The sequence below is a fragment of the Streptomyces sp. L2 genome, assembly GCF_004124325.1.
In the GTDB taxonomy this organism is placed as follows: domain Bacteria; phylum Actinomycetota; class Actinomycetes; order Streptomycetales; family Streptomycetaceae; genus Streptomyces.
Window position 1 is genome coordinate 755,759 of sequence record NZ_QBDT01000001.1, and the last position, 24,079, is coordinate 779,837.

Sequence of the window (24,079 nt, forward strand, 5' to 3'; positions counted from 1 at the left end):
GCTGCTCGCCGCACCGGCCGGCGACTACGCGAGGACTATTGACCGATAGTGATCATCTCTTTCGTACGACGACGAAGTCGGCGAGTGCCGTGAACGCGGCCCGCACCCGGTCGGGCATGTCGACGGCGTCGAGGGCTTCGATGGCGATGGCGTGCTGACGGCGCGCCTCCTGGGCCGTCCACTCGCGACCGCCCGCCTCCTCGATGAGGGCGGCGCGGGCCGCGAACTCCTCCTCCGAGAAGTTCTCGAAGTCGCTGGCCTTGGCGTCGGCGGCGAGGATCTCGCCGAGCCGCTCCGAGGCGTCGCCGCCCGCCGCGAGCGCGGCCACCACCGGCAGGGACTTCTTGCGCTGGCGCAGGTCGCTCCAGGTCTGCTTGCCGGTGGCGTCCGGGTCGCCCCAGATGCCGAGGAGGTCGTCGACGGCCTGGAAGGCCAGGCCCAGGTGGTAGCCGTACCGCTCCAGGGTGTCGGCCGTGCGGTCGTCGGCGCCGCCGAGGACCGCGCCGATCGAGGAGGCGCACGCGAGGAGCGCGCCGGTCTTGTTGCCCTCCATCTCCAGGCACTCCTCGACGCTGACCCGGTCGCGGTGCTCGTAGGAGATGTCCTGCGCCTGACCGTCGATCAGGGCGCGTGTGGCGGTGGTCAGCCGGCGGGTGGCGCGGCCGGCCTCGACCGAGCCGAGTTCGAGGAGGACCTCGTTGGCGAGGGCGAACAGGGCGTCGCCGACCAGGATGGCCTGGGCGGGTCCGTGCACCTTCCAGACGGTGTCGCGGTGCCGGCGCTGCTCGTCGCCGTCCATCAGGTCGTCGTGCAGCAGGGAGAAGTTGTGGACCAGTTCGACGGCGACCGCGCCGGGGACGCCGGTCTCCGGCATGGCGCCGGTGACCTCGGCGGAGAGCACGGCGAGGGCGGGGCGGACGGCCTTGCCGCCGTCGCCGTCGGCGGGGTTGCCGGCCGCGTCGATCCAGCCGAAGTGGTAGGCGGCGACGGTGTCCATGGGAGGCGCCAGGCGGTCCACGGCCGCCCGCAGGACCGGGGTGGCCAGCGTCCGGCCGCGCTCCAGCAGCGCGGTCACGTCCACCGCGTCGGCGGCTGTCGGGGCCGGGGGCACAGTGGGCACAGTGTCTCCTCTTGTTGCGGTACCGGAGGTGCGAGGGCCTGCCGCCGGGCCGTCCTGATCGAGCATCAGGCCGCCTCCTCGAACGCGAAGAGGTGGCTGGGGCGGGGCCGGCCCAGGGTGCGCAGCGCGGCGTCGGCCGCGCTGACTCCGCTGCGGACCGCACTCTCCATGGTCGCGGGCCACCCTGTGGCGGTCCACGCTCCGGCCAGGTACAGGCCGGGGGCCTTGGTGCGGGCGCCGGGCCGCAGCCGGCCGACGCCGGGGGTGGGCGCGAACGTCGCCGTACGCTCCCGGGTCACGAAGAAGTCCTGCACCACGGCGCGGCGGGTACCCGGAACCAGCCGTTCCAACTCCGGCAGGTAGCGCTCGCGCAGGACGGCGACCGGCGTGTCGATCTCGTCCTGGGCGGCGGACTGGGACACCGCCAGGTACTGGCCGGTGCGCAGCCCGGACGCGGCGGTGCGGTCGAACACCCACTGCACGGGGGTGCCGAGGGCCGCGAAGAAGGGCCGGGCGAGCACCGTGCGGTCGTACACGACGTGGAGGTTGAGGATCGGGGCGGTGCCGATCCCGAGGAGCCGTTCGGGGGCGTCGAGGGCGCCGGGCGGCAGCAGGTCGTGGGCCTCGCGCTGGGGCACGGCGAGGACGACGGTGTCGGCGGTGAGCGTCTCGCCGGGAACCTGAACGCTCCACCCGCCGTTCTCGTAAGGGGAGATGGAGGTGACGCGTGTACGGACCTCGGTGCGCACACCCGCGGAGTCGAGCGCCTTGCGGGCCAGCCGGTCGTGCAGTTCGCCCAGCGGGACGTGGGCCCAGCCGATGTCGGCCGCGCCCGGCTCGGACAGCAGACCGGTCTTGAACACCATCGCGGCGAGCCCCAGCGAGGCGTCGCCCGCGACCGCGTTGAGGGTGGCGACCCCGACCAGGTCCCACAGGGCCTCGACGGCGCGCGCCGACTGGCCGTGCGCGGCCAGCCAGCCGCCGAAGTCCTGGGTGTCCAGCGCCGGGTCGGCGAGGTCGAGCCCCTTGAGCGCGAGCGCGGCACGCCCGACGGCGGCGCGCTCGGCGAGCGAGAGGTGCGGGTAGGTGGCCAGGCTGCGCCCCAGGTGGAGGGGGACGGGCAGCGGGTCGCGCCGCAGCCGGCCGAGCCGTCGGCCCTCGGGCTTGGCGAGGTCGACGACGGGCACGTCCAGGCGGTCCTGCAGCGGTGCCAGCGCCGCGCCCTCGATCCGGTCGAGGAACCAGCGGTAGGCGGTGCAGCAGCGCAGGTACACGTGCTGGCCGTTGTCGACGGTCAGGTCGCCGCGCTGGAAGGAGAAGGCGAGGCCGCCCAATCTGGGCCTGCCTTCGAGCAGGGTGACGCGGACGCCGGCGTCGGCGAGGGCGAGCGCGGCGGTGATGCCGGCGAGTCCGCCGCCGATCACGACGGCGCTGCGGCCTGCCGGTCCGGGTGTGTCAGCGTGCGCCCCCGCCGGGCGCGAGCCGTCGCTCATCGTGCGTCCTTCCGTGCGTGCCGGCTGTGCTGGTTGCACCGTGCACGTCCGGCCGTCGCAGTCAGGGACGCCACGCCGCAGCGGAGGGTTGCGTCATGGAATACAGCGGTGGCGGACACCGGGGCCACGGGGTCCATCAGGCGCGCCTCCTGACGGTGCGTCGGGTCACGTGCCGGGTGTCCAGGCCGGACAGGCCGCGTACGGCGACGTAGGCCTTCTCGCGTCCGGGCAGCGAGACGCGGCCGCGCAGCACGGCCTCCGGCGCGCGCTCGATGCGGTCCAGCAGCCGGCGGTAGATGCCGGCCATGGCGGCGACGCAGGCGCCGCTGCGCCGGTCGAGCATGGGCAGCAGCCGGTAGCCCTCGGCGAACAGGGCGCGGGCCCGGCGGACTTCGAAGTGCACGAGGCCCGCGAAGTCCGAGCCCTCGGGTGGCGTGGGCCCGTCGAACCCGGCGGAGCAGCCGAACTTGGCGAGGTCGTCGGCGGGCAGGTAGGTGCGGCCGCCCTCGGCGTCCTCGCGGACGTCCCGGAGGATGTTGGTCAGCTGCAGCGCGAGACCGAGGGTGTCGGCGTACTCGGACGCGCGTTCGGCGCCGCGCGCGCCGGGTTCGGTGCCGAACACGCCGAGCGAGAGACGGCCGATGGCCCCGGCCACGCAGCGGCAGTAGACCTTCAGGTCGTCCCAGGTCTCGTAGGTCTCGCCGCGCACGTCCATCTGGACGCCGTCGATCAGCTCGTCCAGGCCGCCCAGCGGGATCGGGAAGGCGCTTGCGGCGTGGCTGAGGGCGACGGCCACCGGGTCGGTGTCGTCCTCCTCGACCTCGCCGGCCCGGATCCGGGTGAGCAGCGCCCGGGTGTCCTCCAGGCGCGCGACCTTTGCCTCGCCGGGCAGCTCGCCGTCGCCGATGTCGTCGACACGCCGGGACAGGGCGTAGAGCGCGGACATGGCGCGCCGCTTGGGCGCCGGCAGCAGCCGGATGCCGTAGGCGAAATTGCGGGCCTGCTGCCCGGTGACGGTCTCGCAGTAGCTGTAGGCGGCGAGTACCGGTGCGGACGCGTGTGGCTCGGGATCCACGGTCCGGATCACCTCTCTCCTCGCAGGGTCACGCCCACCTCACGCAGCAGCTGAACCCTGCCGGATGCGGGCGGGCCGGGAAGTACGTCGTAATCGGCGGCGGCGATCGCCCTGATCGCCGCCCTTCCCCCCGCCACGAACCCTGCGAGCAGCAGCTTCAACCTGCCGTGGACGCTACCCACCAGGGGGGCGCCTTCATTCAGCAGATCGCGGGCGCGTTGGGCTTCGTATGCAACCAGGGCGCGCACCGACGCGCCCGTGGTTTTCGCGGCGAGGTCCGCTTCCTGGACGTGAAAGCGTTTCATGTCCTCGGCGGGCAGGTAGATCCGGTCGCGGCCGAAGTCCTCGGCGACGTCCTGCAGGTGCTCGACGATCTGCAGGGCGGTGCAGACCGCGTCGGACAGCCGGACCCGCTCGCGGCTGGCGGTGCCGGTGACGGCGAGGACGAGGCGGCCGACGGGGTTGGCGGACAGCTCGCAGTAGGCGAGGAGGTCGTCGTAGGTCTCGTACCGGGTGACGAGCTGGTCCTGGCGGTTGGCCGCGATCAGGCCGAGGAACGGTTCGGGGGTGAGCGCGCGGCGGCGGACGGTGGGCTGCAGGCGGCGCAGCAGCGGGTGGTGCGGGCGGCCGTCGAAGACGCGGCGCAGGTCGGTCTCGAAGGCGTCGAGGAGGACCATGCGGTCCTCGGCCTCGGTGGCCGACACGCCGAGGATGCGGGCGTCGGCGCCGCCGGGGGCGAGGTCGCCGTCGCCGATGTCGTCGACGAGACGGGCGAAGCCGTACACGGCCATCAGGTCCTCGCGCCACGCCCGGGGCAGGAAGAAGGGGGCCACGGGGAAGTTCTCGCTCGCGGCCTTGTCGAGGGTGGCGCGCTCCGGGCCGGGCGCCGTGTCGCCGCCGGTCACCGCTCGCTGCCCGGGAAGGGGACGGCACATGCTGCGTTGAGCTGGGGAGTTTCCGTAGCCATTGCCGTCACATCTCCCGTTCTACACTGCCGACCCAATACACACTATTTCGGACACGCCGCCCGGCCGTCCGTGGGGCCGCACCGGCGGAGGGTGTCGCGCATTATCGCCCCACTTGCCGCTTTCCGGGACCGGTACAGCTTACGTTGTACAACGCGGCGTGGCCCGTCGGGGGTGTCCTGCACATCACAACAACACACCGATTGGTGTCAAGATTCCTGAGCCTGACCGGAGTTGACGCTTCCTTTGCAGACTCGGGCCCCGCCGGACGGGTTCCGGCGGGGCCCTGGGCCAAACGGGTTACTTGCCGGTGAACTTCTCGTACTCCTTGAGGACCTCTTCGGTGGGGCCGTCCATGCGCAGCTCACCGCGCTCCAGCCACAGCACCCGGTTGCAGGTGTCGCGGATGGACTTGTTGTTGTGGCTGACCAGGAAGACCGTGCCGGCCTCCTTGCGCAGCTCGCGGATCCGCTCCTCGGAGCGCTTCTGGAAGGCGCGGTCACCGGTGGCGAGCGCCTCGTCGATCATCAGGACGTCGTGGTCCTTGGCCGCGGCGATGGAGAACCGCAGCCGGGCCGCCATGCCGGAGGAGTACGTCCGCATCGGCAGGGTGATGAAGTCGCCCTTCTCGTTGATGCCGGAGAAGTCGACGATGCCCTGGTAGCGCTCCTTGACCTCCTCCCGGGACATGCCCATGGCGAGGCCGCCCAGGATGACGTTCCGCTCACCGGTGAGGTCGTTCATCAGGGCCGCGTTGACGCCCAGCAGGGAGGGCTGGCCGTCGGTGTAGACCTTGCCCCGCTCGGCGGGCAGCAGCCCGGCGATGGCGCGCAGCAGCGTCGACTTGCCGGAGCCGTTGGAGCCGATGAGGCCGATGGCCTCCCCCCGGTAGGCGACGAAGGAGACGCCCTTGACGGCGTGCACCTTGCGCACGCCGCGCTCCTCGCCACGCCTGATTATCCGGCTGAGCGCGGCGGTCGCGCTGCCCTTGCCGGTCTTGGCCCCGTTGACCCGGTAGACGATGTGCAGTTCGTCCGCGATGACGGTCGGACGCCGGTCCTGGATGTTCTGCTCAGCCACGGCCGTACCTCTCCTCCGCCTTCCAGAAGTACACGAAGCCGCCGGCGAACACGGCCACGGCCCAGAACAGGGCGAGCGCCCACACGTGCGGCGGCAGGTTCGAGGCGCCGTAGCCGTCGATCAGCGCGTAGCGGATCAGGTCCATGTAGACGGCGGCCGGGTTGGCCTGGAGCGCCCGCGCGATCCACTCGGGGCGGCCCGCCAGCATCGTGGTGATGGAGAACATGACGCCGGACGCGTACATCCAGGTGCGCAGGATGAACGGCATCAGCTGCGCGAGGTCCGGGGTCTTGGCGCCCGCGCGGGCCACGATCAGCGCGAGTCCCGTGTTGAACAGGAACTGCAGCGCCAGCGCGGGGATGATCAGCAGCCAGGACAGGCTCGGGTAGCTGCCGAAGCCGACCGCCACGATGAACAGCACGATCATCGAGAACAGCAGCTGCTGGAGCTGCTGGAGCGCGAAGGAGACCGGCAGCGCCGCGCGCGGGAAGTGCAGGGCGCGGACCAGGCCGAGGTTGCCGGAGATCGCGCGGACGCCCGACAGCACCGAGCTCTGCGTGAACGTGAACACGAAGACGCCGGTGACCAGGAACGGGATGTACACGTCGTGGGACATGCCCCGGCTGGCCTTGAGGATCAGGCCGAAGATGAGGTAGTACACGGCCGCGTTCAGCAGCGGGGTCGCGACCTGCCACACCTGGCCGAGCTTCGCCTGGCTGTACTGGGCCGTCAGCTTCGCCTGGGAGAAGGCGAGGATGAAGTGGCGCCGTCCCCACAGCTGCCGGACGTACTCGCCGAGCGAGGGCCGGGCGCCGCTCACGGCGAGCCCGTACTTGTCGGCGAGCCGTGCCGCCGTCAGTCCCTCGTCGGGCGACGGGGCCGCGCTCACCGCGACGCCTCCGTCATGGGTTCTCTCACTCACAGGTGGAAACTTTCGTCCTCGAGTTCGTCTTCGAGCTTGTCAGATGATGGGGGGCCGGCCCAGTCGGGTCAGCCGCCACACCGTACGCCACCGCATGGGCCGGCGGGGACCGCAGGGGCTGGTCCAGCCCTCCCGGAAACCGCCGAACCAGGCCTTCAGGGCCGCTCCGGAGGGGCGGCGCGCCAGCGTGAGCAGCAGCCACACCCCGAGGTAGACCGGGACCAGCGGCGCGGGCAGGTTGCGGCGGGCGAGCCAGACCCGGTTGCGGGCGACCATGCGGTGGTAGACCGCGTGCCGGGACGGAGCGGTCGTCGGGTGGAACAGCACCATGTCGGACCGGTAGTCGATCAGCCAGCCCGCGTCCAGGGCCCGCCACGCCAGGTCGGTCTCCTCGTGGGCGTAGAAGAACTCGTCCGGCAGGCCGCCGACCTCGGCGAAGACCCGGGTGCGCACCGCGTTGGCACCGCCGAGGAAGGTGGTGACCCGGGAGGAGCGCATCGGGTCGGAGGCACGCAGCCGCGGCACGTGCCGCCGCTGGGTGACACCGGTCTCCGGGTCGGCGATGCGGAAGCTGACGATGCCGAGCTTCGGGTCCGCGGCGAAGGCCTCCCGGCACAGTTCGGCGGTGTCGTCCTGGGCGAGCAGCCCGTCGTCGTCGAGGAAGAGCAGGACGTCGACGTCCTCGCCGCCGGGCCCGAAGGCCTCGATGCCGACGTTGCGCCCGCCGGGGATGCCCAGGTTCTCGGGCAGTTCGACGGTCCGCACGCCCGCGGGGACGTCCGGGACGGGCGAGCCGTTGCCGACGACGACGACCTCGACCGGGTCGCCCTTCTGCCGGGCGACCGAGTCGATCAGGGCGCGCAGTTCGTCGGGGCGGTTGCCCATGGTGATGATCACCGCGCCGACTTTGAGGCCGGAAGCCATCGCACTCACCTCAGCCTGCTGGACGCGAGGATGGACACCAGGTGCAGAAGGGTCTGCAGTACGGCGATGCCGGCGAGGACGGCGGTGCCGAGCCGGGTGAAGAACAGGTCGCCGCGGATCTGGTCGATGATCGCGAGGACCAGGATCAGCAGGGCGGCCTCGATGCCGAGGATCAGCCGGTGGAACTTCAGCGCGGAGGCGGCCCGGCGGGCCAGCGCCATGCCGGAGGAACGCGGCTCGGACGCCGCCTCCTTGACGGGCGGCCGCCCGGTCTGGTGCCGGGCGACACCCACCAGGTCGGTCTCGGCCTTGATCAGGATCGCGCCGAGCGCGGCGAGGGTGCCGAGGAAGGCCCACAGCCAGTCGATACGGCCCTCGCCCCACAGGTCGGCGGCGCGCAGCCCGAGTCCGACCAGGACGGCCGCGTCGGTCAGGTAGGCGCCGACCCGGTCGAGGTAGACCCCGGCCAGCGAGTACTGCTTGCGCCAGCGGGCGATCTCGCCGTCGACGCAGTCCAGCAGCAGGTACAGCTGGGTGGCGACGACACCGAGGACGGCGCCCGCGACGCCCGGCACCAGCAGGGCCGGGGTCGCGAGGACGCCGCAGACGGTCATCAGGTACGTGAGCTGGTTGGGCGTGATCCTGGTGTTCACCAGGAAGCGGTCGACGCGCAGGGACACCTCGCGCATGTAGAGGCGTCCCGCCCAGTGCTCACCGCTGCGCCGGTCCTTCACCCCGGCGGGGTGGACGACCGGTCTGAGTTCAGCTACCGATGGCCTTGACATAGTCGGCGTAGATGTCCTTGATCTGGGTCGTCTTGAGGTCGAGGTGTTCGAGGATCGTGTAGCGGCCGGGCCTGGTCTCCGGGGCGAAGGCCACGGCGCGGACGAACTCGTCCACGGTGAAGCCGATCTCCTCCGGCAGCACCGGGAGGCCGTGCCGGCGCAGCACGGTGGCCATGTACGCCGACTCCTCGTGCGCCCCGCGCAGGTACATCGCGAAGGCGGCGCCGAGGCCGCACTGCTCACCGTGGGCGGCGGCCCGCTTGGGGTAGAGCAGGTCGAAGGCGTGGTTGATCTCGTGGCAGGCGCCGGAGGACGGGCGGGAGTCGCCCGACACGGACATGGCGATACCGGTGAGGACCAGGGCCTCGGCCAGGACCTGGAGGAAGCCGTCGTCGCCGATGCCGCCGGGGTGGCGCAGCACCGCCTCGCCGGCCTGGCGGGCCATGGCGGCGGCGAGTCCGTCGATCTTCTCGCCGTTGACGCGGTGGGACAGTTCCCAGTCGGCGACGGCGGAGATGTTGGAGATGGCGTCGCCGATGCCCGAGCGGACGTACCGGACGGGTGCCTCGCGGATCACGTTGAGGTCGATGACGACCGCGATCGGGTTCGGCACCCCGTAGGAGCCGCGGCCCGCGTCGTTGTCGAGGGTCGCGACCGGTGAGCACAGGCCGTCGTGCGCGAGGTTGGTGGCGACGGCGACCAGCGGCAGGCCGACGCGGGCCGCGGCGAACTTGGCGCAGTCGATGATCTTGCCGCCGCCGAGGCCCACGACCGCGTCGTAGTGGCCGCCCTTCATGTCCCCCGCCAGGCGGACCGCGTCGTCGATGGTGCCGCCGCCGACCTCGTACCAGGTGGCGCCGGGCAGCGAGGGCGCGATGCGCTCGCGCAGCCGGGCGCCCGAACCGCCGCTGACGGCGATGGCGAGCCGGCCCGACTGCGAGATCCGCTCGTCGGCGAGGACGCATCCCAGGTCGTCGAGGGCACCCGCGCGGATGTCGACGACGACCGGTGAGGGGATGAGCCGGGTCAGTACTGGCACGCGATCTCCCGTCCCCGGGCGAGATCGTCGTGGTTGTCGATCTCCACCCACGCGACGTCGCCGATCGGCGCAACGTCGATCCGGAAGCCGCGGTCGACCAGCTCCTGGTAGCCGTGCTCGTAGAACTGCTGCGGGTCGGCCTCGAAGACGGTCTTCAGCGCGTCGGCCAGCTCGGCCGCCGCGTCGCCCTCGATGAGGGTGACGCCGATGTACTCGCCGGTCGCCTCGGCCGGGTCCATCAGCTTGGTGATCTTCGTCATGCCCTTGGCGGGGTCGACGACGACCTTCATCTCCTCGTCGGCCAGCGACTTCACCGTGTCCAGGGCGAGGATGATCTTCTTGCCCTCGCCGCGGGCCGCGAGCAGCGTCTTCTCGACGGAGACCGGGTGCACGGTGTCGCCGTTGGCGAGGATCACGCCGTCCTTGAGGGCGTCCCGGCCGCACCACAGGGAGTAGGCGTTGTTCCACTCCTCGGCCTTGTCGTTGTCGATGAGGGTCAGCTTGACGCCGTACTTCTGCTCCAGGGCGGCCTTGCGCTCGTACACGGCCTCCTTGCGGTAGCCGACGATGACCGCGACCTCGGTCAGACCGATCTCCGCGAAGTTCGCGAGGGTCAGGTCCAGAACCGTGGGCTCCCCCTCTATGCCCGCGGGGCCCACCGGCACCAGAGCCTTGGGGAGGCTGTCGGTGTAGGGGCGAAGACGCCGTCCGGCGCCGGCCGCCAGCACGAGGCCGATCATGCGGGTTCTCCTTCATCGTGTACGGCTGGGGCTCCTGCGGAGACCCAGAAGCGGATGCTCTCGAAGAGCACCACGAGGGCGACGGCCACGGCGAGGACCGTGAGCGCGACCGTGAACTGTGCGGCGGTGAGCACCGCGGCGAGGACGGTGACGAGCAGCGTCCGCCCTTCGTGCCCCCCGATGGCGCGCACCAGCCCGGCCGGCGGCGCTCCGGCGTTGCCGCGGATGCGGTACACCGTGTCGTAGTGATGGTAGGCGACCGCCGCGACCAGGCCGAAGGCCGCGGGGAGGGCCCCAGGCACGTCCGCGTGGGCCGCCAGGATCAGCACGGTGCCGTACTCGGCGGCACGGAAGAGGGGCGGGACCAGCCAGTCGAGGGCGCCCTTGAGGGGGCCCGCGACGGCGAGGGCCGAGGTGAGGACGTAGAGCACGGCTCCGGCGACGGGCAGCGGCCCGCCGAAGCCGGTCAGCGCCGAGCAGGCCGTGACGGCGGCGCCGCCCAGCAGCGCGACGGCGGGCACGGCGAGGCCGGGCAGCCGCTTCCCGGACACCCGGGCCACGGCCTGCGCGAGGGGACCCGAGTCGGCCAGATCCGCCAGCGCCCGCGCCGCCCGGTCGGTGCGCCGCGCCTTCCGCGTCAGCGTGCGCAGCACCCGGCCGGCGGTGGTGTAGGTCGCGGCGAACGCACAGCCGATCAGGAGGACGTAGAAGGTGATCCGGGGGGTGGTGACGGCGGTGAGGACCGCGATCATCGCCCAGCGTTCACCGATCGGCAGGACGATCATCCGGCGCAGCCAGACCGTCCAGCCGACGCTGTCCAGCTTGTCGGAGAGGGCGGCGGTGGGGCTGGTGTTGGCGGTCGCGTCGTGGTTGGCCTCGTTGAAGGAGAAGTCCACGACGTGCCGGCAGGTCTGCAGGACCATCGCGCCGAGGGCGAGGGCCCACACGTCGTCGCCGCCCCGGGCCGCGCCGAGGGCGAGGCCGGCGTAGTAGGCGTACTCCTTGGCCCGGTCGAAGGTGGCGTCGAGCCAGGCGCCGAGCGTGGAGTACTTCAGCGCGTAGCGGGCGAGCTGGCCGTCGGTGCAGTCCAGCACGAACGACGCGATCAGCAGCACACCGGCCGCGACGAACCCGCCGCGGCTGCCGGTCGCCGCGCAGCCGGCCGCGATCAGGGCGGTGAGCAGCGAGGCGGTGGTGACCTGGTTCGGGGTGAGGCCGCGGCGGGCACACCAGCGGGCCAGGTAGCGCGAGTACGGGCTGATGCAGAAGGTGGTGAAGAAGCCGTCGCGGGACTTGACGGCCGACTTCAGGCGTACGGCCTCCTCGTCGACGGCCGCGACGGCCTGCCGCGCCTCGTTGCGGGCCTGCGGGTCCGCGGGGACGGCGGCGACGAGGCTGCCCAGTTCCGGGCGGTGCACGGCACTGCCGTCGGCGTCGAGGGCGGTGCCGACGCGGTCGGCGAGACTTTCTACGTCCCCCAGGGTCGACCGCACCCCCGTGGGGGATCCGGTACCGGCCGTGCCGCCGCCGGAGGTCTCGCGGGCCATGGCCCGGGTCAGCGCCTGCCGGGCGGCGGGCTGGGCGGTGACGGCACCGGTGACCGCGGCGAGCGGGAAGCGGGGGTCGGTGAGGCCGAGGCGCAGCGCGTGGGTGTGTCCGACGAAGCGGGCGTCGACGAGGGCCACGCGCCGGTCACCGGGGACGGCCGCGAGCAGGGTCTCCGCCTCGGCGGCGTCGGCGGCCACTCGCACGTCGAAGCCGAGGGACCGCAGATCGTTCTCGAGGGACGATCCGGGGACCGGCTGACCGGTGACGATGGCGGTCGACAACCGAACTCACTCCCTGGGTGCCGGCGTGTCGACGCCGGTCTGCTGCGTGGTGGGGCACCCTTGCTGCGCGGCACCCGGGCGGCTTGTCGGCAGAGGCTATCGGATGCCGCGAGACCTCGGTTCACCGGCCGTTCACGGGCCGGCCCACGGTTGCCGCCCCGGCCGTTGCCGAGATCATCATCGGGGATCCGGGGGCCGCCCGACAAACCCGAGGGCGCAGATCCGGGCATCGGGGACATGGGCGTGGGGGCGGATTCCGCGGCATAGGGTGGGCGACCATGACGTGGCTGATCACCGGCGGGGCCGGATACATCGGGGCGCACGTGGCGCGGGTCATGGCCGGGGCCGGGGAGCGCGTGGTGGCGCTGGACGACCTGTCGTCCGCCGTGCCGGAGCGGCTGCCCGCCGAGGTTCCGCTGGTGAGGGGCTCCACACTGGACGGGGAGCTGCTGGGGCGGGTCTTCGCCGAGTACGGCGTGACGGGCGTGGTGCATCTCGCGGCGCGCAAGCAGGTCGCCGAGTCGGTCGCCGAGCCGGTCCGGTACTACCGGGAGAACGTGGGCGGTCTGGCCACCCTGCTGGACGCCGTGGCCGGCGCCGGGATCCGGCGGCTGGTCTTCTCCTCGTCGGCGGCCGTGTACGGCAACCCGGACGTGGACCTGATCACCGAGGACACCCCGTGCGCGCCGGTCAACCCGTACGGCGAGACGAAGCTGGCCGGGGAGTGGCTGGTGCGGGCCGCCGGGCGGGCGCACGGGATCTCGACGGTGTGCCTGCGCTACTTCAACGTGGCGGGCGCGGCCGCGCCGGAACTCGCGGACACCGGGGTGTTCAACATCGTGCCGATGGTCTTCGACCGGCTCACCCGTGACGAGGCCCCGCGGATCTTCGGCGGCGACTACCCGACGCCGGACGGCACCTGTGTGCGGGACTACATCCACGTGGCCGACCTCGCCGAGGCGCACCTCGCGGCCGCGCGCCGGCTCACCGGGGAGGACCACGGCGGCGATCTCACGCTGAACATCGGCCGCGGCGAGGGCGTCTCGGTGCGGGAGCTGATCACGGTCATCGGCGAGGTCACCGGCGACCGCCGCGCCCCCGTGATGGAGGCCCGCCGTCCCGGCGACGCGCCGCGCGCGGTCGCCTCCGCCGAGCGGGCCGCGAAGACCCTGGACTGGCGGGCCCGGCGCGGGGTGCGCGAGATGGTGGAGTCGGCCTGGGAGGGCTGGCGGCTGCACCACTGCCAGTGAGACGCCGGCGCCCTGACCTGCGGTTGGTTTGCCCAGGTCAGGGCACATGACAACGGTGTTCAGTGCCGCGTTGCCCGATACCCCCCACCCGTAGTTGACTGGCCTTCCGGACCGAACGCGGAAGAGGCGGAAGAGGCGGTTTTCATGGGGGCTGGGCACGACCACGGGCACGCGCACACCCACGTGCCGGCCACGGGTACGGCCACGGCCGCGTACCGGGGACGGCTGCGCGTCGCGCTGGCGATCACGCTGGGCATCATGATCGTGGAGATCGTGGGCGGACTGCTCGCGGACTCCCTGGCGCTCATCGCGGACGCGGCGCACATGGCGACGGACGCGCTGGGCCTCGGCATGGCGCTGCTCGCCGTGCACTTCGCGAACCGCCCGCCGAGCACGAACCGCACCTTCGGGTTCGCGCGCGCCGAGATCCTCGCCGCCCTGGCCAACTGCCTGCTGCTGCTCGGCGTGGGCGGCTATGTGCTGTACGAGGCGGCGCAGCGGTTCGTGACGCCCGCGGACACCCGGGGCGGCCTGATGGTCGTGTTCGGTCTGATCGGCCTGGTGGCGAATTCCGTGTCGCTGACGCTGCTGATGCGCGGGCAGAAGGAGAGCCTGAACGTGCGCGGCGCCTTCCTGGAGGTGGCGGCGGACGCGCTGGGCTCGGTGGCGGTGCTGATCTCGGCGGCGGTGATCCTGACCACCGGCTGGCAGACGGCCGACCCGGTGGCCTCGCTGGTGATCGGCCTGATGATCGTGCCGCGGACGCTGAAGCTGCTGCGCGAGACGCTGGACGTGCTGCTGGAGGCGGCGCCGAAGGACGTCGACATGGCCGAGGTGCGGGCGCACATCCTGGACCTGGACGGCGTGGAGGACGTGCACGACCTGCACGCCTGGACGATCACCTCGGGCCTGCCGGTGCTGTCCGCGCACGTGGTGGTCAGCTCGGAGGTGCTGAACGCGATCGGCAACGAGAAGATGCTGCACGAGCTGCAGGGCTGCCTGGGCGACCACTTCGACGTGGAGCACTGCACGTTCCAGCTGGAGCCGGGCGGGCACGCGGAGCACGAGGCCCGGCTCTGCCACTGAGGGCGTCCGGGCGCGCTCAGGTGTTCGACGGCCCGGGAATGTTCCGTGGCGGCGGGCGCCGGGCACGATGATCTACCGGGTCCCGCGTCCGGCATCGCACCGCGCGCGGGACATGCGGACGTGCGGGAAGTGCCGGGAGTGCCGGATTCGTACGGCAGACTTGGGGTGCGAAGACCGAGGCGAAGGATGGGTATGCCGATCACACCTGCCACCGCGACGCACAGCTCGTCGAACGGCACCGCAGAGGCGATTTTGCTGGAACTGGTCGACGAGAAGGGCATGACGACCGGTACCGCGGAGAAGCTCGCCGCCCATCAGCCGCCGGGGCAGCTGCACCGGGCGTTCTCGGTGTTCCTGTTCGACGAGCGGGGCCGGCTGCTGCTCCAGCAGCGCGCGCTGGGCAAGTACCACTCCCCCGGCGTGTGGTCCAACACCTGCTGCGGTCACCCCTACCCCGGCGAGGCGCCGTTCGCGGCCGCGGCCCGGCGGACGTACGAGGAGCTGGGTGTGTCTCCGTCGCTGCTCGCGGAGGCCGGCACGGTCCGCTACAACCACCCGGACCCCGCCTCGGGCCTGGTCGAGCAGGAGTTCAACCACCTCTTCGTGGGCCTGGTGCAGGCGCCGCTCGCGCCGGACGAGGACGAGGTCGCCTCGACCGCGTTCGTGACGGCGGCGGAGCTGGCGGAGCGGCACGCCCGGGACACGTTCTCGGCGTGGTTCATGACCGTCCTGGACGCGGCCCGCCCGGCGGTACGCGAACTGACCGGCCCGTCGGCGGGCTGGTAGCGGGCGGTACGAAGCCCCGACGGCGAACCGGCGGGGCTACGGCGGTGATCCGGCCGGGGGCCGAGCCGGCCGGGGCTACGGGCTCTGAACCGGCCGGCGCTACGCCAGTGTCGCCGGCTTGAGCGGCAGGGCGGCCCAGATCACCTTGCCGCCGCTCGCCGTGTGCTCCACGTCGACCACGCCGCCCGCCTCCCGGGCCACCTCGCGCACCAGGAGCAGCCCCCGGCCGCCGGTCTGGGCGTGGTCGGCCTCCAGGGCGGTCGGGCGGTAGGGGTGGCTGTCCTCCACGGACACCCGCACCCACTCGGCGCCGACGGCGACCTCCACGGCGAGCACGGGCGAGAGCAGGGCCGCGTGCCGGACCGCGTTGGTGACCAGCTCGGAGACGATCAGCAGCAGCCCGTGGACCAGGTCGTCGGGGACCGGTACGCCCTGGCGCAGCAGCAGGTCCCGTACGGCGTGCCGCGCCTGCGGGACCGAGGCGTCCACGGCGGCGGCGGTGAACCGCCAGACCCCCTCGTACGGCAGTGCGTCCGGCGGCCGTTCGGCGCCCCCCGCTGGGCCCGGGTCGCCCCCGTGCCCGTGGTTGTCCATCGTCCGGTCGCCACCCTCGCGCTCGATTGTCACCACACGTCGAGTGTTGGTAACGATGTGCTCTGTCCCACACGACTGAACACAAGTCAGCGGTTATCGAGCGGTTCTGACCGGTCGCGCCCGGCTCGGTCGTCCGCGCGACCGTTCCTGCCGTCCACCACGCCGTTTCGCGAACTCTTCGGGTTGTACGGGTTGGCCGGTCCGGAGCGCGGGGTCGTGCGTGGGGGCGGCGGGGCCTGCGGATAGCATCCGGCGCATGGAGCCCCAGCTGCTGCACCGGGTCGCCGACTCGGTCGCCACCGTCGTCGTCCACCACCCGGCCAAACGCAACGCCATGACGGCCGCGATGTGGCGGGCTCTGCCGCCGTTGCTGGACGGCCTGGCGGCCGACCCGGCGGTGCGGGCCCTGGTGCTGACCGGCGAGGGCGGGACCTTCTGCGCGGGCGCGGACATCTCCACACTGCGGGGCTCACCGCGGGAGGCGCAGACTCTCGCGGTGGCGGCCGAGGAGGCACTGGCAGCGTTCCCCAAGCCGACGCTGGCCGCCGTGCGGGGCCACTGCGTGGGCGGCGGCTCCCAGCTGGCTGCGGCCTGCGATCTGCGACTGGCCGAGGAGGGCGCGCTGTTCGGCGTGACCCCGGCGAAGCTGGGCATCGTCTACCCGGCGTCCTCCACCCGGCGGCTGGTGGCGCTGGTCGGCCCGGCCGCGGCGAAGTACCTGCTGTTCTCCGGCGAGTTGATCGACACGGAGCGGGCGCTGCGCACCGGACTCGTCGACGAGGTGCTGCCCGCGGGCGACCTGGACAAGCGGGTCGCCGAGCTGACCCGGACCCTGGTGTCCCGCTCGCAGCTGACCCAGGCCGCCGCGAAGGAGTTCGCGGACGGCCGCGCCGACCGTGACGCCCACTGGGCGGCGCAGGCGGCCGGCAGCGGCGACACCGCGGAAGGCGTCGCCGCGTTCCTGGAACGCCGGCAACCGCACTTCACCTGGGCCGTGTCCTAGGACGCCGTCGCGTTCAGTCCAGGACGAAGCGGCTCTTCTCGCGCCACTCCTCGACCAAGTGTGCGGGCGCCTTCTCCGGGGAGCCGGCGTCGTAGGGCGGCTGCGGGTCGTACTCGGTCAGCAGCTGCACGGCCATGGCGGCGTCGTCGCCCGCGATCCGGCCCAGCAGGGTCAGACCCATGTCGATGCCGGAGGACACTCCGGCGGCGGTGACGTACTTGCCGTCGGACACGACGCGCTCGCCGGTCGGTTCGGCCCCGTACCGCTTGAGGGTGTCCAGGGCGAGCCAGTGCGAGGTCGCCCGGCGGCCGTCGAGCAGTCCGGCGGCGGCCAGCAGCAGGGAGCCGGTGCACACGGACGTCGTCCAGGTGCTGGTGGCGTCGGCGGCGCGCAGCCAGTCCAGCAGCACGGCGTTGTCCATCTGCGGGGTCTGGCCGGGTCCGCCGGGGACGATCACGATGTCGGGGGACGGCACGTCGGCGAGAGTGCGGTCGGCGGTGAGCGCGAGGTTCCCGGTGTCGGTGCGGACCGGCCCGGTGTGCTCGGCGACGAAGACGGTGTCCGCGCCGGGCAGCCGGCCCAGGGTCTCGTAGGGCCCCACGGCGTCGAGGGCGGTGAAGCGGTCGTAGAGGACGATGGCGATCTGCACGGGGCTGCCTTTCGGTCGGCGTGCTCGGTGGGCGGTCGGTGAGTGGTGGGTGGTCAGGGGGCCGGCGGTCAGAGGGCCGGGGCGGGGCGGAATCTGCGGCGGTATTCCGCCGGGGAGGCGCCGAGCGTGCGCAGGAAGGCGCGGCGCATGGCCTCGGGGGTGCCGTAGCCGCTGGCGCGGGAGATCTCCTCGACGCCGCCGGCGGTGTCCTCCAGCAGGCGCCGGGCGTGTTCCAGGCGGACCCGGTCGACATACCGGCCCGGCGTCATGCCGGTCTCGGCGCGGAAGGCGCGGGCGAAGTGGCGGGGCGAGAGGGCGGCGCGCGCGGCCAGGGAGTCGACGGTCAGATCGCCGTCCGGATGCTCGGTGATCCACTGCTGCACGTCCCTGAGCGGCTCCCGGTGGGCGGTCTGCGCGGCGAGCTGGGCACTGAACTGAGCCTGGTTTCCGGGCCTGCGCAGGAACACGACTAGCCGGCGGGCGACGGTCAGCGCGGCGTCCCGGCCGAGGTCCTCCTCGACGAGAGCGAGCGCGAGGTCGATGCCCGAGGTGACTCCGGCCGAGGTGGCGACGTTGCCGTCGCGGACGAAGATCGGGTCCGGGTCGACCCGGACGGCGGGATGCCTGCGGGCGAGCGTGTCGCAGTACGCCCAGTGCGTGGTGACCCGGCGGCCGTCCAGGAGCCCCGCGCGGGCGAGCGGGATCGCGCCCGTGCACACCGAGACGAGCCGCCGCGCGCGCGGGCCGTGCTCGCGCAGCCACTCGACCAGCGCCGGATCCGCCTCCCGCGTTCCCTCACCGCCGGGCACCACCAGGGTGTGCGGCGCGGGCGCCCCGGCCAGCGATCCGTCCGGTACGACGGTGAGCCCGCTGGAGGAGCGCACGGCGGAGCCGTCCAGGGAGGCCGTATGGATGCGGTACGTCCCCGGCGCGTACTGCTCGGCACCGGCGAACACCTCCACGGGGCCGGTGACGTCGAGACTCTGGACGCCGTCGAAGAGGACGACGAGGACGGTTCGCTGCGTCATGCTCCGATTCTTGGACCGCCCGGCCACGGCCGCAACGACGGGTTCCCCACCTTTCCTGCCATGCGGGCCGGCCGCTCCTGCCATGCGACACCGGCCGCTTCGCCGGCCCCCGGAGCGGTGGGAGCATGGCGGGCGGGGACGGAGGTACCCGGCGGGCGCCCGGTCACGGTGGCCGGGAGGAAGGAGACGTTTCCCGTGTTCCGAGCCATCGCAGACGTACTGCGGCAGATGGGCGGCGCCATCGCCACAGTGGTCACGCTGCCGTTCCGCGCCCTGGCCCGCCTCTTCGGCGGCGCCTCGTCCACCGCACGCCGCGGCGGGGCCTGAGCCGAGCGGCCCGGCGCCCCGCCGGGTGCCGCCCTGATCCCCGGTTGTCGGTGCCACCTGCCACAATTGCCGCGCAACCTCAGTGAGAAGGCGGTACGGGATCGTGACCACACCCGGGCCCCTGGAAACAGGGTCCATCGAAGGCAGGATCGCCGGGGAACTCGGCGTACGGGAGCGGCAGGTGAAGGCCGCGGTCGAGCTGCTCGACGGCGGTTCGACGGTGCCCTTCATCGCCCGCTACCGCAAGGAAGCGACCGAGATGCTCGACGACGCGCAGCTGCGCACGATCGAGGAGCGGCTGCGTTACTTGCGGGAGCTGGAGGAGCGGCGGACCGCGATCCTGGAGTCGGTGCGCGAGCAGGGCAAGCTCACCGAGGCGCTGGAGGCGCAGATCCGGGGCGCCGAGACGAAGGCGCGCCTGGAGGACGTCTACCTGCCGTACAAGCCGAAGCGGCGCACCAAGGCGCAGATCGCACGGGAGGCGGGCCTGGAGCCGCTGGCCGAGGGGCTGCTGGGCGATCCGTCGGTCGATCCGCAGGCGGCCGCCGCCGCGTTCGTGGACGCGGACAAGGGTGTCGCCGATCCGCAGGCCGCCCTGGACGGCGCCCGCGCGATCCTCACCGAGAGGTTCTCGGAGGACGCCGACCTGATCGGCGAGCTGCGCGAGCGCATGTGGGTGCGCGGGCGGCTGGCGGCGAAGGTCCGGGACGGCAAGGAGGAGGCCGGCGCCAAGTTCGCCGACTACTTCGACTTCACCGAGCCGTTCACCGAGCTGCCGTCGCACCGGATCCTGGCGATGCTGCGCGGTGAGAAGGAGGAGGTCCTGGACCTCGTCCTGGAGCCGGAGGAGCCGACCGACGGACCGTCGTCGTACGAGGGCATCGTCGCGCACCGGTTCGGGATCGCCGACCGGGGCCGGCCCGGCGACAAGTGGCTGACGGACACGGTCCGCTGGGCCTGGCGCACCCGCGTCCTGGTGCACCTCGGCATCGACCTGCGCCTGCGGCTGCGGACGGCCGCCGAGGACGAGGCCGTGAACGTGTTCGCGGCCAACCTGCGCGACCTGCTGCTGGCCGCCCCGGCCGGCACGCGCGCGACGCTCGGCCTGGACCCCGGGTTCCGTACGGGGGTGAAGGTCGCCGTGGTCGACGCGACCGGCAAGGCCGTCGCCACGGACGTCATCCACCCGCACGTCCCGGCCAACAAGTGGGACCAGGCGATCGCCACGCTGGCCCGGCTGGCGAAGGAGCACTCGGTCGACCTGGTCGCGATCGGCAACGGCACGGCGTCCCGCGAGACGGACAAGCTCGCCGCTGAACTCATCGCGAAGCACCCGGAGCTGAAGCTCACCAAGGTGATGGTGTCCGAGGCGGGGGCGTCCGTGTACTCGGCGTCGCAGTACGCCTCGCAGGAACTGCCCGGCATGGACGTGTCGCTGCGCGGCGCGGTGTCGATCGCGCGGCGGCTGCAGGACCCGCTGGCCGAGCTGGTGAAGATCGACCCGAAGTCGATCGGGGTCGGCCAGTACCAGCACGACCTCTCCGAGGTGAAGCTGTCCCGCTCGCTGGACGCGGTGGTCGAGGACTGTGTGAACGGCGTCGGCGTGGACGTCAACACGGCGTCCGTGCCGCTGCTCGCCCGGGTGTCGGGCATCTCCGCGGGTCTCGCCGAGAACATCGTCGCCCACCGGGACGCCAACGGTCCGTTCACGTCCCGGTCGGCGCTGAAGAAGGTGCCCCGGCTGGGCCCGAAGGCGTACGAGCAGTGCGCGGGCTTCCTGCGCATCCGCGGCGGCGACGACCCGCTGGACTTCTCCAGCGTGCACCCCGAGGCCTACCCGGTGGTCCGGCGCATGGTGAAGACCGCCGGCCAGGAGGTCGCCTCCCTCATCGGCAACACGGCCGCCCTGCGCTCGCTGCGGCCCGCCGACTTCGTGGACGAGACCTTCGGTCTGCCGACCGTCACCGACATCCTCAAGGAGCTGGAGAAGCCGGGCCGCGATCCCCGCCCCGCCTTCAAGACGGCCACGTTCAAGGAGGGCGTCGAGAAGATCTCCGACCTGTCCGCGGGGATGATCCTGGAGGGCGTCGTCACCAACGTGGCGGCCTTCGGCGCGTTCGTGGACATCGGCGTCCACCAGGACGGCCTGGTGCACGTCTCCGCGATGTCCAGGACGTTCGTCAAGGACCCTCGTGACGTGGCCAAGCCGGGCGACATCGTCAAGGTGAAGGTCCTCGACGTGGACATCCCCCGCAAGCGCATCGCCCTGACCCTCCGCCTGGACGACGAGGCGGCCCCGAAGGACCAGGGATCCGGCCGCCCACAGCGCGGCAACGGCAACCGCCCGCCCCAGCAGCGCCAGGGCCAGCGGCAAGGGCAGCGCCAGGGCCGCGGCGGCGGCAACGACCGGGGCGGCCGTCAGGCCCCGCCCCCGGCCAACGGCGCGATGGCCGACGCCCTACGCCGCGCGGGCCTACTGGACCCGAAGAAGCGGTGAGTCCCCGGGTCCGGGCAGAACAACCTGCCCGGACCCGCTGCGCCGGTTGGCCTTGTCGATGTACCTGGGGGCTCAGCGCCCCGTAAGGGGCGCGGGGCTGTGTCGACATGCGGCTCCGCCGCGTGGGCGCGACAAGCCTCCACCGGCCCACGGCCAACGCACTACCAGTCACCCTCGGTCACACCACCCCCGTCACCGCTCGGTGACTTTCCCCGCCGCAACCTCCAGCCGTCGGCCGACCCGCACCGCGTCCGACATCCGCCGATCATGCGTCACCAGCAACAACGTCCCCGCATAAGAATCCATCGCCGACTCCAGTTGCTCGATGGCCGGCAGGTCCAAATGGTTCGTCGGCTCGTCCAGCACCAGCAGATTCACGCCCCGCCCCTGAAGCAACGCCAGCGCGGCGCGGGTCCGCTCCCCCGGCGACAGCGTCGCCGCCGGCCGCAGCACATGCGCCGCCTTCAGCCCGAACTTGGCGAGCAGCGTCCGCACCTCGGCCGGCTCGGTATCGGGCACCGCCGCCTGGAACGCGTCCAGCAGCGACTCGCCGCCGAAGAACAGCCCGCGGGCCTGGTCGACCTCGCCGACGACCACACCCGGGCCGAGGGCCGCGTGCCCGGCGTCCAGCGGGACCCGGCCGAGCAGCGCGCCGAGCAGCGTGGACTTGCCGGCCCCGTTCGCACCGGTCACCGCGACCCGGTCCGCCCAGTCGATCTGCAGCGAGACCGGTCCGAAGGTGAAGTCGCCGCGCCGTACCTCGGCGTCCCGGAGCGTGGCGACGACGGCGCCGGACCGCGGGGCCGCCGCGATCTCCATGCGCAGCTCCCACTCCTTGCGCGGCTCCTCGACGACCTCCAGGCGCTCGATCATGCGCTGGGTCTGCCGCGCCTTCGCGGCCTGCTTCTCGCTGGCCTCGCTGCGGAACTTGCGGCCGATCTTGTCGTTGTCGTTGCCGGCCTTGCGCCGGGCGTTCTTCACGCCCTTGTCCATCCAGGAGCGCTGCATCTGCGCGCGGTCCTGCAGGGCGGCCCGCTTGTCGGCGTACTCCTCGAACTCCTCGCGGGCGTGCCGGCGGGCCACGTCCCGTTCCTCCAGGTAGGCCTCGTAGCCGCCGCCGTAGAGGTTGATCTGCCGCTGGGCGAGGTCGAGTTCGAGGACCTTGGTGACGGTGCGGGTGAGGAACTCGCGGTCGTGGCTGACGACGACCGTGCCCGCGCGCAGGCCGGTGACGAAGCGTTCCAGGCGCTCCAGGCCGTCCAGGTCGAGGTCGTTGGTGGGCTCGTCGAGGAGGAAGACGTCGTAGCGGGACAGCAGCAGGGAGGCGAGGCCGGCGCGGGCCGCCTGGCCGCCGGAGAGGGAGGTCATCGGCTGGTCCAGGCCGACGGCGAGGCCGAGGGAGTCGGCGACCTCCTCGGCGCGCTCCTCCAGGTCGGCTCCGCCGAGGTCCAGCCAGCGTTCCAGGCTCGCCGCGTAGGCGTCGTCGGCGCCGGGCGCGGAGTCGACCAGGGCCTGGGTCGCCTCGTCCATCACGCGTTGCGCCTCGGCGACGCCGGTGCGGCGGGCCAGGAACTCCCGGACCGTCTCCCCGGGCCGGCGCTCCGGCTCCTGCGGCAGGTGGCCGACGGCCGCGGTCGGCGGGGAGCAGCGCAGTTCGCCCTGTTCGGGCGGGGTGAGCCCGGCGAGCATGCGCAGCAGTGTGGACTTTCCCGCGCCGTTCGCGCCGACCAGTCCGATCACGTCGCCGGGCGCGACGACGAGGTCGAGCCCGGCGAAGAGGGAGCGGTCGCCGTGTCCGGCGGCGAGGTTCTTGGCGACGAGGGTGGCAGTCATCAGGAGGCCGATCCTAATGGCCCGCGGCCCCGCGCCCGGCCGCGCTCTCGCGGGTCCGGTGGGAGGTGGCACCGCGCAGCGGACAGGTGCCGGGGCCGGGTCTTATCGTCCTGGGATGGAACACGAGCCGGGTGACGATGTGATCGTGGTCGGTGGCGGGGTCGTCGGGCTGACGACGGCCGTCGTGCTGGCCGAGTCGGGCCGCCGGGTGCGGGTGTGGGCGCGGGAGCCCGCCGAGCGGACGACCTCGGCGGTCGCCGGTGCGCTGTGGTGGCCGTACCGCATCGAACCGAAACCCCTGGTCGGGGCGTGGGCGCTGGAGAGCCTCGCCGTGTACGAGGAGTTGGCGGGCCGGCCCGGGGAGACGGGCGTCCGGCTGGTCGACGGTCTGTGCGCGGGGGTGCGGCTCGGCGAGCTGGGCGAGTGGGCCGGGCGGGTGCCGGGGCTGCGGACGGAGTCCGGCGGGCTGGCCGCCCGGCTGCCACTGATCGACATGCCGGTGCATCTGACGTGGCTGCGGGAGCGGCTCGCGAGGGCCGGGGGCTCGGTCGAGGAGCGGGAGGTGACGGACCTGGCGGGGGTGCCGGCCGGGGTCGTCGTCAACTGCACGGGTCTGGGCGCCCGTTCGCTGGTGCCCGACCCCGCCGTACGGCCCGTGCGCGGTCAGCTGGTCGTCGTGGCGAACCCGGGGATCACGACCTGGTACACGTCCGCCGGTCCCGCCTCGGCCGCGTCCACCTACTTCTTCCCGCAGCCGGGCGGGCTGGTCCTCGGTGGTACGGCGGAGGAGGACGCCTGGTCGCTGGAGCCCGATCCGGCGACCGCCTCGGCGATCGTCGCGCGGTGCGCGGCGGTCCGCCCGGAGATCGCCGGCGCCCGGATCCTGGCTCACCGGGTGGGCCTGCGGCCGGTCCGGGACACGGTACGGCTGGAGCGGCGGCCCCTGCCGGACGGCCGCACCCTGGTGCACAACTACGGGCATGGCGGCGCCGGGGTCACGGTGGCGTGGGGCTGCGCCCGCGAGGCGGCCGGCCTGGCGGGCCCGGCCGCCTGA

22 protein-coding genes are annotated in these 24,079 nt (G+C 72.9%); 7 read left to right on the forward strand and 15 right to left on the reverse strand.

Features of this window, described 5'->3' with window-relative positions:
- Nucleotides 1-52: 52 nt before the first annotated feature.
- From DBP14_RS03395 to DBP14_RS03445, 11 genes are all read right to left on the reverse strand, one after another.
- On the reverse strand, nucleotides 53-1,186 hold the full coding sequence (locus DBP14_RS03395) for a polyprenyl synthetase family protein (RefSeq protein WP_129305559.1): 1,134 nt from the start codon (nucleotides 1,184-1,186) through the stop codon (nucleotides 53-55).
- A complete protein-coding gene (gene hpnE / locus DBP14_RS03400) occupies nucleotides 1,186-2,613 on the reverse strand; it encodes a hydroxysqualene dehydroxylase HpnE (RefSeq protein WP_129305560.1) in 1,428 nt (475 codons plus the stop codon). The genes DBP14_RS03395 and hpnE overlap by 1 nt, the downstream gene beginning before the upstream one ends.
- A gap of 136 nt (nucleotides 2,614-2,749) precedes the next feature.
- A complete protein-coding gene (gene hpnD, locus DBP14_RS03405) occupies nucleotides 2,750-3,700 on the reverse strand; it encodes a presqualene diphosphate synthase HpnD (RefSeq protein WP_129305561.1) in 951 nt (316 codons plus the stop codon).
- On the reverse strand, nucleotides 3,697-4,623 hold the full coding sequence (gene hpnC / locus DBP14_RS03410; RefSeq protein ID WP_129305562.1) for a squalene synthase HpnC: 927 nt from the start codon (nucleotides 4,621-4,623) through the stop codon (nucleotides 3,697-3,699). Before hpnC ends, hpnD begins: the two co-directional genes overlap by 4 nt.
- Nucleotides 4,624-4,953: 330 nt before the next feature.
- On the reverse strand, nucleotides 4,954-5,733 hold the full coding sequence (locus DBP14_RS03415; RefSeq protein ID WP_129305563.1) for an ABC transporter ATP-binding protein: 780 nt from the start codon (nucleotides 5,731-5,733) through the stop codon (nucleotides 4,954-4,956).
- Nucleotides 5,726-6,655 carry an ABC transporter permease gene (locus tag DBP14_RS03420; protein WP_129305564.1) on the reverse strand — a complete coding sequence of 310 codons (930 nt, stop codon included), beginning with the start codon at nucleotides 6,653-6,655 and terminating at the stop codon, nucleotides 5,726-5,728. The genes DBP14_RS03415 and DBP14_RS03420 overlap by 8 nt, the downstream gene beginning before the upstream one ends.
- A 39-nt stretch (nucleotides 6,656-6,694) precedes the next feature.
- Entirely contained in the window at nucleotides 6,695-7,579 is an 885-nt protein-coding gene (locus DBP14_RS03425) for a glycosyltransferase (protein WP_129305565.1), read from the reverse strand.
- Between the two features lie 5 nt (nucleotides 7,580-7,584).
- Nucleotides 7,585-8,364 (reverse strand): CDP-alcohol phosphatidyltransferase family protein, encoded by a 780-nt coding sequence (locus DBP14_RS03430; RefSeq protein WP_129305566.1) that lies wholly within the window; start codon nucleotides 8,362-8,364, stop codon nucleotides 7,585-7,587.
- Entirely contained in the window at nucleotides 8,342-9,403 is a 1,062-nt protein-coding gene (locus DBP14_RS03435) for an iron-containing alcohol dehydrogenase family protein (RefSeq protein ID WP_129305567.1), read from the reverse strand. Before DBP14_RS03435 ends, DBP14_RS03430 begins: the two co-directional genes overlap by 23 nt.
- Complete coding sequence (locus DBP14_RS03440) at nucleotides 9,391-10,143, reverse strand: phosphocholine cytidylyltransferase family protein (RefSeq protein WP_129305568.1); 753 nt, start codon at nucleotides 10,141-10,143, stop codon at nucleotides 9,391-9,393. Before DBP14_RS03440 ends, DBP14_RS03435 begins: the two co-directional genes overlap by 13 nt.
- On the reverse strand, nucleotides 10,140-11,972 hold the full coding sequence (locus DBP14_RS03445; protein WP_129305569.1) for a DUF5941 domain-containing protein: 1,833 nt from the start codon (nucleotides 11,970-11,972) through the stop codon (nucleotides 10,140-10,142). Before DBP14_RS03445 ends, DBP14_RS03440 begins: the two co-directional genes overlap by 4 nt.
- Nucleotides 11,973-12,250: 278 nt before the next feature.
- Between DBP14_RS03445 and galE the strand changes: the two genes are divergently transcribed.
- The 3 genes from galE to idi all read left to right on the forward strand — a co-directional run bounded on the left by galE (nucleotide 12,251) and on the right by idi (nucleotide 15,094).
- Entirely contained in the window at nucleotides 12,251-13,222 is a 972-nt protein-coding gene (gene galE, locus DBP14_RS03450; RefSeq protein WP_129305570.1) for a UDP-glucose 4-epimerase GalE, read from the forward strand.
- A gap of 144 nt (nucleotides 13,223-13,366) precedes the next feature.
- Nucleotides 13,367-14,308, forward strand: coding sequence for a cation diffusion facilitator family transporter (locus tag DBP14_RS03455; protein ID WP_129305571.1), 942 nt, complete (start codon nucleotides 13,367-13,369; stop codon nucleotides 14,306-14,308).
- Between the two features lie 192 nt (nucleotides 14,309-14,500).
- On the forward strand, nucleotides 14,501-15,094 hold the full coding sequence (gene idi, locus DBP14_RS03460; protein ID WP_129305572.1) for an isopentenyl-diphosphate Delta-isomerase: 594 nt from the start codon (nucleotides 14,501-14,503) through the stop codon (nucleotides 15,092-15,094).
- A gap of 99 nt (nucleotides 15,095-15,193) precedes the next feature.
- On the opposite strand, the gene DBP14_RS03465 is transcribed toward idi, so the two are convergent.
- Nucleotides 15,194-15,688 (reverse strand): ATP-binding protein, encoded by a 495-nt coding sequence (locus DBP14_RS03465; RefSeq protein WP_129311652.1) that lies wholly within the window; start codon nucleotides 15,686-15,688, stop codon nucleotides 15,194-15,196.
- A 256-nt stretch (nucleotides 15,689-15,944) separates the two neighbouring features.
- Between DBP14_RS03465 and DBP14_RS03470 the strand changes: the two genes are divergently transcribed.
- Nucleotides 15,945-16,691, forward strand: coding sequence for an enoyl-CoA hydratase/isomerase family protein (locus DBP14_RS03470; RefSeq protein ID WP_129305573.1), 747 nt, complete (start codon nucleotides 15,945-15,947; stop codon nucleotides 16,689-16,691).
- A 13-nt stretch (nucleotides 16,692-16,704) separates the two neighbouring features.
- On the opposite strand, the gene DBP14_RS03475 is transcribed toward DBP14_RS03470, so the two are convergent.
- Entirely contained in the window at nucleotides 16,705-17,340 is a 636-nt protein-coding gene (locus tag DBP14_RS03475; RefSeq protein WP_129305574.1) for a DJ-1/PfpI family protein, read from the reverse strand.
- 68 nt (nucleotides 17,341-17,408) lie between these two features.
- Nucleotides 17,409-18,368: a GlxA family transcriptional regulator gene (locus DBP14_RS03480; protein WP_129305575.1), complete on the reverse strand. Its 960-nt coding sequence runs from the start codon at nucleotides 18,366-18,368 to the stop codon at nucleotides 17,409-17,411.
- Nucleotides 18,369-18,563: 195 nt separating this feature from the next.
- Between DBP14_RS03480 and DBP14_RS37225 the strand changes: the two genes are divergently transcribed.
- Together DBP14_RS37225 and DBP14_RS03485 are read left to right on the forward strand one after the other, a co-directional pair.
- Nucleotides 18,564-18,695, forward strand: coding sequence for an LPFR motif small protein (locus DBP14_RS37225; RefSeq protein ID WP_277752685.1), 132 nt, complete (start codon nucleotides 18,564-18,566; stop codon nucleotides 18,693-18,695).
- A gap of 103 nt (nucleotides 18,696-18,798) precedes the next feature.
- The gene (locus DBP14_RS03485; RefSeq protein WP_129305576.1) at nucleotides 18,799-21,192 is read left to right on the forward strand and encodes a Tex family protein; all 2,394 of its coding nucleotides are present in this window, start codon (nucleotides 18,799-18,801) and stop codon (nucleotides 21,190-21,192) included.
- Nucleotides 21,193-21,384: 192 nt separating this feature from the next.
- Here DBP14_RS03485 and DBP14_RS03490 read toward each other — a convergent pair whose 3' ends face one another.
- Entirely contained in the window at nucleotides 21,385-23,025 is a 1,641-nt protein-coding gene (locus tag DBP14_RS03490; protein ID WP_129305577.1) for an ABC-F family ATP-binding cassette domain-containing protein, read from the reverse strand.
- A gap of 115 nt (nucleotides 23,026-23,140) precedes the next feature.
- Here DBP14_RS03490 and DBP14_RS03495 point away from each other — a divergent pair, with 115 nt between their 5' ends.
- Complete coding sequence (locus tag DBP14_RS03495; RefSeq protein ID WP_206739196.1) at nucleotides 23,141-24,079, forward strand: FAD-dependent oxidoreductase; 939 nt, start codon at nucleotides 23,141-23,143, stop codon at nucleotides 24,077-24,079.

Coding starts and splice junctions, on each gene's coding strand:
- DBP14_RS03395 (WP_129305559.1), bottom strand. CDS start 1,186: ATGCTCGATCAGGACGGCCCGGCGGCAGGCCCTCGCACCTCCGGTACC.
- hpnE (WP_129305560.1), bottom strand. CDS start 2,613: ATGAGCGACGGCTCGCGCCCGGCGGGGGCGCACGCTGACACACCCGGA.
- hpnC (WP_129305562.1), bottom strand. CDS start 4,623: ATGTGCCGTCCCCTTCCCGGGCAGCGAGCGGTGACCGGCGGCGACACG.
- DBP14_RS03425 (WP_129305565.1), bottom strand. CDS start 7,579: ATGGCTTCCGGCCTCAAAGTCGGCGCGGTGATCATCACCATGGGCAAC.
- DBP14_RS03430 (WP_129305566.1), bottom strand. CDS start 8,364: ATGTCAAGGCCATCGGTAGCTGAACTCAGACCGGTCGTCCACCCCGCC.
- DBP14_RS03440 (WP_129305568.1), bottom strand. CDS start 10,143: ATGATCGGCCTCGTGCTGGCGGCCGGCGCCGGACGGCGTCTTCGCCCC.
- galE (WP_129305570.1), top strand. CDS start 12,251: ATGACGTGGCTGATCACCGGCGGGGCCGGATACATCGGGGCGCACGTG.
- DBP14_RS03455 (WP_129305571.1), top strand. CDS start 13,367: ATGGGGGCTGGGCACGACCACGGGCACGCGCACACCCACGTGCCGGCC.
- idi (WP_129305572.1), top strand. CDS start 14,501: ATGCCGATCACACCTGCCACCGCGACGCACAGCTCGTCGAACGGCACC.
- DBP14_RS03465 (WP_129311652.1), bottom strand. CDS start 15,688: ATGGACAACCACGGGCACGGGGGCGACCCGGGCCCAGCGGGGGGCGCC.
- DBP14_RS03470 (WP_129305573.1), top strand. CDS start 15,945: ATGGAGCCCCAGCTGCTGCACCGGGTCGCCGACTCGGTCGCCACCGTC.
- DBP14_RS03480 (WP_129305575.1), bottom strand. CDS start 18,368: ATGACGCAGCGAACCGTCCTCGTCGTCCTCTTCGACGGCGTCCAGAGT.
- DBP14_RS03490 (WP_129305577.1), bottom strand. CDS start 23,025: ATGACTGCCACCCTCGTCGCCAAGAACCTCGCCGCCGGACACGGCGAC.
- DBP14_RS03495 (WP_206739196.1), top strand. CDS start 23,141: ATGGAACACGAGCCGGGTGACGATGTGATCGTGGTCGGTGGCGGGGTC.